Origin of the sequence: Pseudoalteromonas sp. PS1M3 (genome assembly GCF_016865405.1) — a bacterium.
In the GTDB taxonomy this organism is placed as follows: domain Bacteria; phylum Pseudomonadota; class Gammaproteobacteria; order Enterobacterales; family Alteromonadaceae; genus Pseudoalteromonas; species Pseudoalteromonas marina.
Genome location: NZ_AP022625.1, coordinates 49959 through 62824, shown reverse-complemented (window position 1 = coordinate 62824; position 12866 = coordinate 49959). Strand labels below are relative to the sequence as shown.

The 12866-nt window shown below is 40.1% G+C and carries 13 protein-coding genes; 8 read left to right on the top strand and 5 right to left on the bottom strand.

Features of this window, described 5'->3' with window-relative positions; genetic code table 11:
• Nucleotides 1-41: 41 nt before the first annotated feature.
• Nucleotides 42-536: a DUF6702 family protein gene (locus tag PS1M3_RS17105; protein WP_006793306.1), complete on the bottom strand. Its 495-nt coding sequence runs from the start codon at nt 534-536 to the stop codon at nt 42-44.
• Nucleotides 536-2983 carry a M1 family metallopeptidase gene (locus tag PS1M3_RS17100; protein ID WP_039037298.1) on the bottom strand — a complete coding sequence of 816 codons (2448 nt, stop codon included), beginning with the start codon at nt 2981-2983 and terminating at the stop codon, nt 536-538. The genes PS1M3_RS17105 and PS1M3_RS17100 overlap by 1 nt, the downstream gene beginning before the upstream one ends.
• A 284-nt stretch (nt 2984-3267) precedes the next feature.
• On the opposite strand from PS1M3_RS17100, the gene PS1M3_RS17095 reads away from it, so the two are divergent.
• From PS1M3_RS17095 to PS1M3_RS17065, 7 genes are all read left to right on the top strand, one after another.
• Nucleotides 3268-3504, top strand: coding sequence for a hypothetical protein (locus PS1M3_RS17095; RefSeq protein ID WP_203987717.1), 237 nt, complete (start codon nt 3268-3270; stop codon nt 3502-3504).
• A gap of 133 nt (nt 3505-3637) precedes the next feature.
• The gene (locus PS1M3_RS17090) at nt 3638-3874 is read left to right on the top strand and encodes a hypothetical protein (RefSeq protein WP_006793303.1); all 237 of its coding nucleotides are present in this window, start codon (nt 3638-3640) and stop codon (nt 3872-3874) included.
• 78 nt (nt 3875-3952) lie between these two features.
• Nucleotides 3953-5200, top strand: coding sequence for an exonuclease SbcCD subunit D C-terminal domain-containing protein (locus tag PS1M3_RS17085; protein WP_203987714.1), 1248 nt, complete (start codon nt 3953-3955; stop codon nt 5198-5200).
• Nucleotides 5197-8847 (top strand): AAA family ATPase, encoded by a 3651-nt coding sequence (locus PS1M3_RS17080; protein ID WP_203987710.1) that lies wholly within the window; start codon nt 5197-5199, stop codon nt 8845-8847. The genes PS1M3_RS17085 and PS1M3_RS17080 overlap by 4 nt, the downstream gene beginning before the upstream one ends.
• Nucleotides 8848-8867: 20 nt before the next feature.
• Complete coding sequence (locus PS1M3_RS17075) at nt 8868-9527, top strand: class I SAM-dependent methyltransferase (protein ID WP_203987707.1); 660 nt, start codon at nt 8868-8870, stop codon at nt 9525-9527.
• Between the two features lie 145 nt (nt 9528-9672).
• Nucleotides 9673-10119 carry a hypothetical protein gene (locus tag PS1M3_RS17070; protein WP_138740692.1) on the top strand — a complete coding sequence of 149 codons (447 nt, stop codon included), beginning with the start codon at nt 9673-9675 and terminating at the stop codon, nt 10117-10119.
• A gap of 128 nt (nt 10120-10247) precedes the next feature.
• Complete coding sequence (locus tag PS1M3_RS17065; RefSeq protein ID WP_203987704.1) at nt 10248-10640, top strand: hypothetical protein; 393 nt, start codon at nt 10248-10250, stop codon at nt 10638-10640.
• A 71-nt stretch (nt 10641-10711) separates the two neighbouring features.
• On the opposite strand, the gene PS1M3_RS17060 is transcribed toward PS1M3_RS17065, so the two are convergent.
• The 3 genes from PS1M3_RS17060 to PS1M3_RS17050 are packed head-to-tail and all read right to left on the bottom strand — an operon-like array spanning nt 10712 to nt 12121.
• Nucleotides 10712-11104 (bottom strand): ACT domain-containing protein, encoded by a 393-nt coding sequence (locus tag PS1M3_RS17060; RefSeq protein WP_203987702.1) that lies wholly within the window; start codon nt 11102-11104, stop codon nt 10712-10714.
• Nucleotides 11105-11121: 17 nt separating this feature from the next.
• Nucleotides 11122-11664: a hypothetical protein gene (locus PS1M3_RS17055; protein WP_203987699.1), complete on the bottom strand. Its 543-nt coding sequence runs from the start codon at nt 11662-11664 to the stop codon at nt 11122-11124.
• A gap of 1 nt (nt 11665) precedes the next feature.
• A complete protein-coding gene (locus PS1M3_RS17050; protein ID WP_004588273.1) occupies nt 11666-12121 on the bottom strand; it encodes a YaiI/YqxD family protein in 456 nt (151 codons plus the stop codon).
• Nucleotides 12122-12241: 120 nt separating this feature from the next.
• On the opposite strand from PS1M3_RS17050, the gene PS1M3_RS17045 reads away from it, so the two are divergent.
• A complete protein-coding gene (locus tag PS1M3_RS17045) occupies nt 12242-12763 on the top strand; it encodes a lipocalin family protein (RefSeq protein WP_004588274.1) in 522 nt (173 codons plus the stop codon).
• The last annotated feature ends 103 nt before the right edge of the window (nt 12764-12866 follow it).

Sequence of the window (12866 nt, the reverse complement as noted above, 5' to 3'; positions counted from 1 at the left end):
ATACGCACTTAAATAAGCGCGTATTTTACATTAATAGTGAGTTAGTTAGCCTCAAAGCGAGCTTCAAGCCAGGTATCATCCTGAGCAAAGTTTAGGGTTTTAACTTTACCTTTGCCTTCAACGTTCACCATATTTACTTGTGATGGCCATAAATCACGCAGCGCACCATTACTCATTTTTATCCCTTGAATTCCCTCTGGAATAGGCGCTTCTTGATAAACCCAAAAAAACTTACCATCAACCTGAGCGCCAACAAAGTTAAGCGGCACAACGTCACCATTTAATGTTTGCAAAGCAACATGTGACTCAACATATTTGGCAAAGCGTTGTTGATCAGTTTTATTGCTAATTATATCAATTTTACCTTTAAATAAGCTGCTAACAGCATGCTCAGTATCGTGTAAGTAAAACCGATGCATAAGCTCAACATTATGCGTTCTTTTGTTAAAAAGCACAGTCGTTACTGATGATTTTAATTGATGCGCCATACTTGGCGCAGCAATTAAAAAGCAAACAACAATAAGCAAAAAACGCATTATTGCTGTTCCTCTACTTCATCCTTTGCGTCTTTTTTCTCATCGCTTTTAAGTTCTGTTTTAATATCTTGCATGATATCGCGACTCACTTTAGCTTTACTCTTACTCTTTTTAAATACTTCAATACGTGAAGGAATAATGCGACGTGGGTAGTTATTGTTTTCTACATCAACGTCTGCAGTTTCCCAGCGTGGATCAACACTTACTGATACAAGCGGCTTATTTTTATCAGTAACTATAAGCTTTTGTACATTTTTATGATTACGACGCCAAATTTCAGCAGGAATGTAACGCTCTTCTTTAGTGCCATCTTCATACGTGAGCTCAAGTAAAATTGGCATCACCAAACCGCCTAAGTTTGAAAATTCCATCACGTAATAGTTTTGATCGTCACTTAAAGCACGGTCTAGCGTTTTACGCTCCCACGGCTCAAGCCCTTTTAAAAACTTGTTGTACGCGTTGCGCTCTTTATTCGTTACCGTGAAACGATCATTTTCGTCATAAAAATCAGTAATATCAGGGTTTTTCTCAACCCATGTTTTTTTACCTTCTGCACGGTTACGCTCAACAAATAACGATGTTGGTTTGTCAGCTTCAATATCACGTAGGCGGCTGTAATCTATATCTGGATTTTTAGTATCTAAACGCAGTTGATACACTTTATCTAACGAGATATCTACATGGTCGGTAGTGTAAAACCAGCCGCGCCAAAACCAATCTAAATCAACACCTGACGCCTCTTCCATAGTACGGAAGAAATCAGCGGGGGTAGGGCGCTTGTATTTCCAGCGCTGTGCGTACTCTTTAAATGCAAAGTCGAATAAATCGCGGCCTAAAATCACTTCACGTAAAATATTAAGCGCGGCAGCAGGTTTAGTGTAAGCATTAGGGCCTAAGCGAAGTACGCTATCTGATTGCGTCATAATAGGCACCTGAACTTCAGATTTCATATACGATACAATATCACGAGGCTCAACACCCCACGGAATAGTAGGATCCCATTCACGTCCAGCAACACCATCTAAAAAGCTATTTAAGCCTTCATCCATCCACGTCCACTGACGTTCATCAGAGTTAACGATCATTGGAAAGTAAATATGGCCAACTTCATGAATCACAACGCCAATCAAAAATCGTTTTTCAGACTGAGAATAGGTGCGTGTACCGTCATCTTGTAACTTAGTACGCGGACCATTAAAGGTAATCATTGGGTATTCCATACCACCTACCGGACCATTTACCGATTGTGCAGTTGGGTAAGGGTAATCAAACGAATACTTTGAATACACTTCCATTGTGTGCACAACAGATTCAGTAGAATACTTTTTCCATAAGTCACCGCCCTCTTTAGGGAAGAAAGACATGGCCATAACAAGTGGTTGAACATCACCGCCTTGTTGGTAACCTTTTGCATCCCACATAAATTTACGTGAAGACGCCCATGCAAAATCACGCACATTGTCGGCTTTAAATCGCCATGTTTTCGTTTTGTCTGTGCCTTCTTTTTCGTTTTCGAGTGCTTCTTCTTCGGTCACGATAAACACAGGACGCTTAGCAGTTTCAGATTGCTTTAAACGTTTACGCTGCGTGCTTGTAAGTACCTTGCTTGGATTATCTAACTTACCCGTCGCCGATACAATGTGATCAGCGGGTACTGTAATTTCTACGTCGTAATCGCCAAATTCAAGCGTAAATTCACCTGAGCCTAAAAAGGCTTTATTCGTCCATGCTTCGTAATCTGTGTACGCCGCTAAACGCGGGAACCACTGGGCAAGTAAAAATATATCGTTGCCATCTTTTTCAAAATGCTCATATCCTGAGCGTGCGCCAACAGCATCTTCTTCAACAATATTGAACGCAAAGTCCATGCTGAACTCAACTTCTTTACCTGGCTTTAACGGCTCATTCAAGTCAATACGCATTAATGTATCTACGATTGTTACACGTAGTGCTTTACCGTCTTCGTCTTTAACATTGCTTATTGCAAAGCCAAGTTCGTTGTCACTCATAAATTGCTGGCGACGTAACTGCCCTAGGCTCAGTTTTGCGGGCTTTTGCGCAGGCAGGCTTTGTAACGTGCTTTTAAAGGTTTTAGTGGTTTCAGCAATTGAATCACTTTTAAAAATATTTTGGTCTAACTGTAACCATAAATATTTTAATGTATGCGGTGAGTTATTTTTATACTCAATGCTCTGGCTTGCACTAAGACGACGCTTTTTTTCATCTAACTTCACGTCAATATCGTAGTTAACTTTTTGCTGCCAGTAATTTTCACCTGGTTCACCCGCAGCACTGCGGTAAACATTTGGTGTCGGCAATGCTTCATCTAACTGACGAAACTTATCAACAAACGAGCCTTTTGTTTGTTCAACTGAAGACGCAATAGCACTACCCGACATTACCATTGGCAATAAAAGAGCACTAAGCGTAAGACTTATTTTTTTCATTGTTAGTCCTAAAATAATTTTGTGATCATACTGTGTCAAATGTAGCCGTTTTCTTCAATTAAATAGCGACCAAACACCCAATTTTTAGGGTGATATTCACTAAAGTTTTGTACGCACAAATAACAATAATTTGTTAGCTATTTTAATTCATTTAAAAATGTAAAGGGGGTTTACAAATTTTAAACCGACTAGAGCATTAAAACACTCACGTATTAGCCAACTTCAGGTCAAGTTCATCAAATGAGATTACAGTGGAGTTAAGTGAGATTTTAAAGGTCCACGCTATGAAATTCTATATTATAAAAAAGGCAAACAAACTAGACGCAATTCCTGCTGAAAAAGAACTACTTGAGCGCTATAAAGCTGACCATTATTCTTATGTAGATATTGTGTCGGCCTGCAACAAAGAAGATGCGCTAAAGCGGCTAACCACTGAACAAAAACACAGTAAAAAACAGCTCATAATTGGCGTAAATATTGCGGTGTTTTCACTAATTTTAATTATTTGTACGATAAATTGAAATTACCGTAGTTTTTGGTTGATCTTTGTAGTCATTTGTATTTAAAATCGCCCACCTTTTTATTTGAGGCAAATAAATAACAACTATTTATCCTCAAGTATTATCGATTACAAGTAAGAAATGCGGTGGGCTCATGGATTTTTATATCCTAAAAAAACAACAAGAACTAATTGCAATCCCAGCCAACGAAAATAGCTGTAAGCAGTACCTAGATTCAGGTTATTTTTACATTGATAAAGTAGCTGCTTGTAACGAAACTAACGCACTTAAAAGACTACAATCCAAACAAACTAAAACGTTAAAAAAACCTCTACTCATCGCATTGATTGCTTTGCCAGTAATTTTTGGCATTTGGTACAGCTTAAGCTAACTGTTTAGTTATACTGAGGCTTGCATCTTTAGCAGCCTTGGGTATATTGGCGCTCTTACTGGTTTTTAAGAGCGCGACATGAAAGTCCTTCATACCTCCGATTGGCACCTTGGCCAACAATTTTACGAACACGACCGCCGTGTTGAGCATCAAGCATTTTTTACCTGGTTACTTGCCACACTTGTTGAGCAGCAAATAGATTTGTTATTAGTCGCAGGCGATATTTATCATACGGCAACACCCAGTGCCAGCGCCGAAAACCAACTTTACCAGTTTATAAAAGACGCTAAAAAACATTGCCCACACATGCACGTGGTAATTATTGCTGGCAATCATGACTCTGCAAATCGTATTTTAGCGGCTCAACCCTTACTTGCTCAATTTGATACCCACGTAGTAGGGCGTTTTGATGTATCAGCGCCTGGCGATATTATTATAGAAATAAATACTAATAATAAACGCGCTGTAATCGTCGCTATGCCTTTTTTACGTACCAGCGATATAAGCTCACTTAGTCATACTAAAAACGGCCCTAGTTACGCACAAGGCGTTGAAAAAGCCTATAAGCTTGCCCTTGATCACGCCTATAGCATTAACGCGCAAAATTCGCCGTTAATTGTAATGGGGCACTTACATGCCAAAGGCGGTGATATTTCAAGTGACTCAGAACGTAATTTAGTGATTGGTGGGGAGGAGTCTATTTCGGCCAGTGTATTTGGTAACAAGGCAGACTACGTAGCACTGGGGCATTTACACAAAGCGCAACAAGTTGCTAAAAACGAGACTATTCGCTACAGCGGCACGCCTATTCCCATGTCGTTTTCAGAACGTAACTACACACACCAAGTTAATGTTATCGAATTTAAAAGCGATAAAAAACAGAGCATTAGCACAACTGTAAACCCCCTTTACATTCCGCGCTCAGCCGACGTTATTATTTTACCAAAAGGAGAGTGTGTGCCACTGAATGACTTATGTGAACAAATTAAAGCACTTGATACATCACAACATGCTATTGCCCCTTATTTACGCGTAAAGCTTAAATCAAGTGATACCGACACCACCTTCAGAGAACAAATAGAACAAGCACTAGAAGGTAAGCACGTAAAATTTTGCGGTATCGAACGTGTTCGTGAACAAACAGCCCAAACCGACAACGACACAGTATTTGAAGATTTAAGTGAAGTTGAAATGCTCAATCCGCTCAATTTATTAGAACAAGCCTTTGCAAATGATAAAGACATGGCAGGGCAGAACGTACCCGATGAACTAAAAGTGCTTTTAAACGATGTAATAAGTGAGCTGACGGAGCAAGAGCAACTATGAAAATAACCGCAGTACGCATTCATAACTTAGCATCAATAGTAGACGCCGAAATCGACTTTACTCAAGCCCCACTAAAAGATGCGGGCTTATTTGCAATAACCGGCGACACCGGCGCGGGTAAAAGTACCTTTTTAGATGCTATTTGTTTGGCGCTTTACACAAAAACGGCACGCCTAAAAGGCGATAAAGGTAATCTGATTGATTTTAATGGCGACAGCATCAAATTAAACGATGCGCGTAACTTATTACGCCGTGGAAAGTGGGAAGGCTTTGCTGAGGTTGACTTTGTAGGGCAAGACAAACACCTTTACCGCGCCCGTTATTCTATACAGCGCACCCATAAAAAAGTAACCGGTAAATTAAAAGTCGCCGAGCACACGTTAGTTACCCTACCAGATGAAACATTAATAGCCGACAAAAGCCAAACCTTAAAACAAATAGAAAGTAAAATAGGTTTAAGCTTTGAGCAATTCTCGCGTGCGGTATTATTAGCGCAGCACGAATTTGCTGCTTTTTTAAAAGCAACTGGCGATGAACGCGCGCAATTATTGGAGTGCCTAACAGGCACCGACAAATTTAGCCTAATTGGTAAGCGTATTTTTGAACGTAACAAAGAGTTAAAAGATAAGTTTGATTTACTACAAGCAAGCCTTTCAAGTTATACCTTATTGAGTGAAGACGAATTAGCAATAAAACACACCACGCTTAATGAGCTAAAACAGCAAATAGAACACACTAAAAAAACAATAATAAGCACAGAGCAAAACTTAAATTGGTACAAGCAAGCAAATGCACTTGAGCTAGCACTTGAAGAGGCAACAAAAAGTCAGCAGCATGCTACCAACGAGCTTGCAAAAATTGCTCAACAGAGTGAGCAAGCAAAACAAGCACAAAGCGCACTTGAGATAAAAGATAACCGAAAACGACATGAGTATTTAACAGCGCAAAATAACACCCTAAATAAACAAATAAGTGACTTAAAAAATATTGATCATGCAACGCTTATTGCAAAGCAAGCCGAGGCACTTAAAACCAAACAAAGCGAATTAAAAACAGCGCAAGAGCAAAAGCACTCTGCTGAGCCAATTATTGCAAAAGCCCGCGAGCTCGACAGCCAGCTTGCTATACACGCACAAAGCATTACTAGCCTTACTCAGCAAAGTGATAAAGAGCAGCAACAACTTAGCGAATTACAAATTCAGTTTAAACACAGCCAAACCGTGCTTGATGAGGCAACTAAGCTAAATACGCAGCATCAGCAATGGCTTACTGAACATACACAGCTTAAACCGCTCGCGAATGATTGGAATTATTACCAACACAGCTTTAATACGTATTTAAGTGCTAATGAGCAACTTAATGCAACAGCAACCCAAAATAAGCAACTGCTAACAGAGCAAACCAAACAGGCTGAGCTTTTAACAGCGCAAAATAAAAAGGTAGAGCAGCAAGAGCAGCAACTAAGCCATGATCAAAAAAACCTAAACGAGCTGAACGAGCACCAACGCCAATTCAATATTGAGCAATGCGACAGCGAACTTAAAAATATTGATTACTTAAAAGAGCAGCGAATACGCTACGCTCAATTTACCCAAGAGCTTAAGCAAAGCACACAAGCGCAAAATAATATTGCAGCTAAACTTAGCCAAAGTGAGCAACAGCAGCAGTCGCTTTTACAAAACCTAGCAACGTGCGCGCAAGCACTTAAACATAACGAATATGCGCTAAACCAAGCTCGCCTGCGTGCCAGCGAAAACGTAGAGCATTTGCGCGCACAGCTTAACCCTAACGAACCCTGCGCAGTGTGCGGTGCAACCGAGCACCCCTATGCTACTAATCAAAACCCGCAATTAAACAACTTAATAGCCGATTTTGAAGCCAACTATACTAATGCTAAAAAGCAGCACGATAGTGCACAAACGCAGTTACACACACATCAAACACAACATGCCGTACTCGTTAACGAGCATGCTCAGCACGGTCAAACCATTCAAACGCTCAATACTAAACGAAATGAAATAAAAACCACCATGGAGACTGCGCGTACTCACCTAAATGCCCTCACAGCAGAGCAGCTAGATGAAACCTATAAACAGCTTAACGAGCAAAAAGCGCAGTATTTTGAATCGCAAAAACAGCAAACTACCCTACAAGCAAAAGTAAATCAGCAACAAAGCTCACTAAAAGCTGAGCAGCAAATACAGCAACAATTGCATAATTTAAATAGTGAATTAACCAATAAACTAAGCCAAGTAAATACAAAGCACGCTGAGCTAACGTCGCAAATTAATGAGCTCACTACAACGCTTAATGCACAATTTGAACAAAGCAACTTTTGGCAGCAGCTGCAAACTAGCTCGCTTAACTTAAATGATTTAAGCCAACAGGTTGAGCTGTATCAGCATACATATGCGCAACTTGAGCAAAGTCAAAAACAAATAGACACAGCCAATCAGCAATTACAGCAGCTTACGCCACAAATAACTAAAAGCGAAAGTGCACTTAAAACGCTAAAAGGTGATTTAGACAATGCTCAACAGCTACAAAATACAACACAAAGTGAACGCCTTGCGTTGTTTAATAACGAGCAAATAAGCGTAAACGACTACCAAACAAAAATTAATGCCCAGCTTGAGCAATGCCAAGCTCAGTTAACTAACAGCCAGCAAACATACGATAACGCTGTAAAAAAACGAGACGAGCATGCAATTGAGCTTAAAAACGCAGAGCTGCGTTTAGCCGAGCAAAGCACGGAGCTTAAAACACTTGAAGAGCGCTACAACGAATGGTTTAGCGACTTTAAAGCCCAGTACAGTGAGGCTACACATGAGCAGATCACAATTTTACTAACTTTAAGTAGTGAGCAAATTAAAGCCCATTTAACCCAGTTTGAGCAGCTTTCAGCTGCACTTTTAGATGCAAATGCTGCGCTTAAACAGCAACAAAGTGCGCATACAGATCACCAAAATACTAACAAGCCATCACAAAACCACGCTGAACTTAGCGAGCAATTAACGGCATTAAATACAAAGCAAACTGAGCAGCAAAATAGTTTACTTACCATTAATACCGCCATAGAACAGCACAACCAAAATGCCAAAGCACTTGAGGGTAAGCAAACTGAGCTAGCCACCCTTAAAAAGCGAGTTGAACAATGGCACTTACTTAATAAAGTACTAGGCGATGCAACCGGTAAAACCATGCGTAACTTAGCGCAAACACAAACGCTAAAAATTTTACTGCATTACGCTAATAGCCACTTAAAAACCCTTAATAAACGCTACGAGCTTACAGCCATTGCGCAATCGCTCGATATTGCCATTATTGACCGCGACATGGCCGACGAACAACGCTCGGTTAATACACTCTCTGGCGGTGAATCGTTTTTAGTATCACTAGCACTGGCATTAGGGCTTGCATCCCTTTCGTCAAACAAAGTACAAATCAACTCTTTGTTTATTGACGAAGGGTTTGGTACGTTAGATAGCGAAACACTCAGCGTTGCTATGGACGCGCTCGATTCGTTGCAAGCACAGGGCCGCAAAGTAGGGGTTATATCGCATGTGAGCGAAATGAGCGAACGTGTAGCCACGCAAGTTCATGTAAGTAAGCAAAGTGGTGGATACTCCACTATTGAAGTTTTATAAGCTGATTAAAGGAGTTAAAAATGCCGACATTTACAGGCGAGCAAGCAACACATTACGATAGTCGCATTACCCGCTTAGTACCTGGTTATGAGCTATTACACCAACTTACCAATGCACAACTACTCGCTACGTTAGCAGACAACGCGCATATTTTAGTAGTAGGAGCCGGTACAGGTAAAGAAATACTCGCCCTTGCCGCGCTTAACCCTACTTGGCAATTTACCGCGCAAGATACCTCAAGTGATATGCTCGCAATTGCTAAACAAGCGTTTGAAGAGCACGGCATAGCAAAGCGCGTTAACGTTATTGAAGGCGAGCTTGATAAGCTATCTACTAAGGCCGATTCGGCGCTATGTCTACTCGTAATGCACTTTTTAAAAGACGACGGCAGCAAAAAGCAGCTACTCAAAAACATTAAAGCTAATTCAAATAAAGGCGCAAACTTATTTATTAGCGATTTAATGAAACCCGAAACCGACTTTGAGCGCGAAGCACAAATTACTGTGTGTGCCGATTTAGGCTTAAGTGACGCAGGGCAGGCCTACACAGCTCAAAACTTAGAAAGTGAGTTTTACCCACTTGATAGAATGCGCTTAAGTGAATTACTTAACGAGTGCAAATACGGTATTCCTAAGCTTTATTTTAAAGCGCTGGGGTTTAGCGGATACGTTGTTAAATAGTCTTAACCTTAGCACCGTTCTGGCTTCAGTCGGTGTTTTATTTGAACACATTCTTACATCTTCTAACAGGTACAAACAAAGCTCTCACAGTTTTATTACTAATTAGTGAATATGATTATACTCATTACCAACACAGAGAATAATCATGAAAAAAAGTTTAATTGCCCTTTTATTACTGTCTGGCTGTGCCTCTCAGGGCGTTGATCGCGATGACCAAGGTCATATCATTAAGCATTACTATGCTACGGTCGAATCAATTGAAAAGGTAAAGCTGTCATCAGAAATCGGAACCGGAATCATGGTTGGTGCAGGCATTGGTTTAGCCGAGGATTTAGATGGTAACACCGAAGACATGATCAGCGGTGCAATTGCCGGAGCATTGATTGGCGGACTTTTTACGGCATTATTTGAAGGCGGTAACACAGCATATCAATACACACTTAACGATGTAGATAACGGCGAATTTAATGTAATTCAAAAGAAAAAACTGCCAAAAAGTACTCGCTGTGTAAGAGTAAAAACAGGAAATAAAGTAAAGCTAGAAGCGGCTAATGACAGCTTTTGCCTAAATATAAATAACACCAAAAGCTAACCTAGCTTCAAGGCTCGTATTATTAATTACTTACAAAATGTTGCAATTAAACAAACCTATTAAAATTACTTTTTGGTGTGCTTTGGTATAAGCTCTTTAGCAGTATTTTTATCCATCAAGGAAGCACTATGAAGTTTGAACAGTTATTAAATAATTTTGATATGGGCGTGTGTGTTGAGCAACTTCAAAAAGAGTCGTTATTAGACCTCGCTTTACTTTTTGTCACTGTTGATGGTTCTATTGCTGACGAAGAGCTAAATGTAGTGAGTGCTTGGGCACAAAAAATTGAATGGAAATCAGCAATAGAAATAGACAATTACATAATAGAAATGACTAAAAAATGTGTTTCAGCGGTGCAAACAAACGAAATAGAGTCATTTATTCAACACCGTATGTCGCACATTATTGACCAACCAATGAGAGTGTTTGTTTTAGAGCTTCTTAAGCAAGTAATTGAAGCTGATGGCATAACCCACGAAAACGAACTTAAAGCATTGAAAATTGTTGAATCTATAGTGTAATTAAAAATATTAAAAGCTCGGTTTCTGAACGTTAAACAACCCCGAACCGGGGACTTTTAATCAAATTAAGTTTAACCAATCTCTTTAAGCGCAGATAGCGCCGCCTGTGCTTTATCTATTTGTACAAAAATATGGTCGTGATAAAACGCAGCCACTACATTGGCGCTAATATTATGCCCGGTTAATTTGGCCGATACCGCAGCGGTTAAGCCAACAGCCTCCAGACTTGAATGCACATTAAGGGTGATTAAATTATATTTACCTTCGTAAGTAATACCGGCTTTATCAGCGGTATCTGCATTTAAAATAAGGGTTAGGCCTTCTTCTTCAACGTAACTAGCAAGCGGGTTTAAATGAACGTAGTCAGCAAGGTCGCCTGCTAAACAGCAAAATATATATTCACCCTGTTTAAGCTCGGGGTTCATTGATTTTAATAACGTATTTAGCTCTAAAATTCCCGCCATGTTGATTCCTTAAATTTTTAATTAGCTGTTTTAAGCTTAGCTACAAGCCCGCTTAATCGGGCTATTTTAATATTACTTAACTGCCTATAATCAAAGTACGGGCACACAATAATGTTATTCGTTGTATCAATTGCAAACTCATCGTCTAGCCAATTAAATTGCGCATTAAGCTTACCTTGCTGTAATAAGTTTTTAGCATGGGTTCGCCCAGCAATAATATGCAGCTGGTTTTTATTAGTGCCGTTAATAATGGGGACACTAAATAGCAGCGCTGTTTTCCTGTTTTTTTGCAGTAAAAATGTATCGCGATACGCTTGCCAGCTATCGGCTTGTTTAGCAAAGCTGTAATGCTCACTCGGTAGCGCAAACAATACTTTAGCGTATACGTTAAACACTTTACGCCAGCCATTACCACAGTGCTGGTTTATGGTATTTATTTGCTCGTTTATTACAGGCTCAACACTTTGCAGGGTTTCAAAGTAGGGCATAGGCGGTGCTTTTGCGACATACACGGCTATATTAAAATCATGCTCACCTAGGCCAATAGCTTGCTCACTCACACTAGCTCGCCTTTTTTTGCGCTAAAATACGGTCGAGGTTATTGGCAAAGTTTTGGCGGTCAGTTTGGCTAAGCGGTGGTGGCCCGCCACTCATTTCTACGCCGCTTGAGCGCATGGTGTCCATAAAGTCGCGCACGTTTAATAACGAGCGAATATTCTCTGGTGTGTAAAGCTCACCGCGCGGGTTAAGTGCTTGGCCACCGTTATCTATAACTTCACTGGCAAGGGGGATGTCGCCAGTAATAACTAAATCGCCTTTTTCTACACGCTTTACTATTTCGTCATCGGCCACATCAAACCCGCTCGAAACCTGTACGCGGCTTATAAATTTTGAAGGCGGAATGCGCATTGCATGGTTAGCCACTAAAATGGTCGGTGTTTGCGTGCGCTCAGCGGCTCTAAAAAGTATTTCTTTTATTACCACAGGGCATGCGTCGGCATCTACCCATATTTTCATGCATAAATCTTTTAATTGCTCTAGTATTTAGCTGATCCTATAGCAATTTATTTTAATCGGCTAGCAAACTTTATTTGGTTAAAGCCGTACAAACTGCATCACATTTAAAAAGGAGCTTTCATGAAGGCCATTACGACTATTTTACTTATTACAGGGTTATTTTTACTCACTGCCTGCACAAGCGCACCTGAGGGCATTACTCCGGTTAAAAACTTTGACTTAGAGCAGTACAAAGGTAAGTGGTACGAAATTGCCCGCCTTGATCACTCATTTGAAGAGGGCATGGAGCAAGTAACCGCAACTTACACAGTAAACGACGATGGAACAGTAAAAGTGCTCAACAAAGGTTTCATAACTAAAGAGCAAAAGTGGGATGAAGCACAGGGCTTAGCAAAATTTGTAGAAGGGACTGACACAGGCCATTTTAAAGTCTCGTTTTTTGGCCCATTTTATGGTGCTTACGTAATTTTTGAATTAGACCAAGACGACTACCAATATGCGTTTATAACCAGTTACAACCGAGACTTTTTATGGTTTTTATCACGTACGCCTACCGTTAGTGATAAGCTTAAACAACATTTTATAGCTAAAGCAAACAAACTAGGCTTTGCCACAGAACAAATTATTTGGGTTAAACAGTAGGCTATTTAGCTATGTAAAGGGGCTTTACAATTGTAGTGCTAATGATTGTTACAGCTGTAATAAAACGATCATCTTACTGTAAGGTAAGTTAAATATGTTCGGG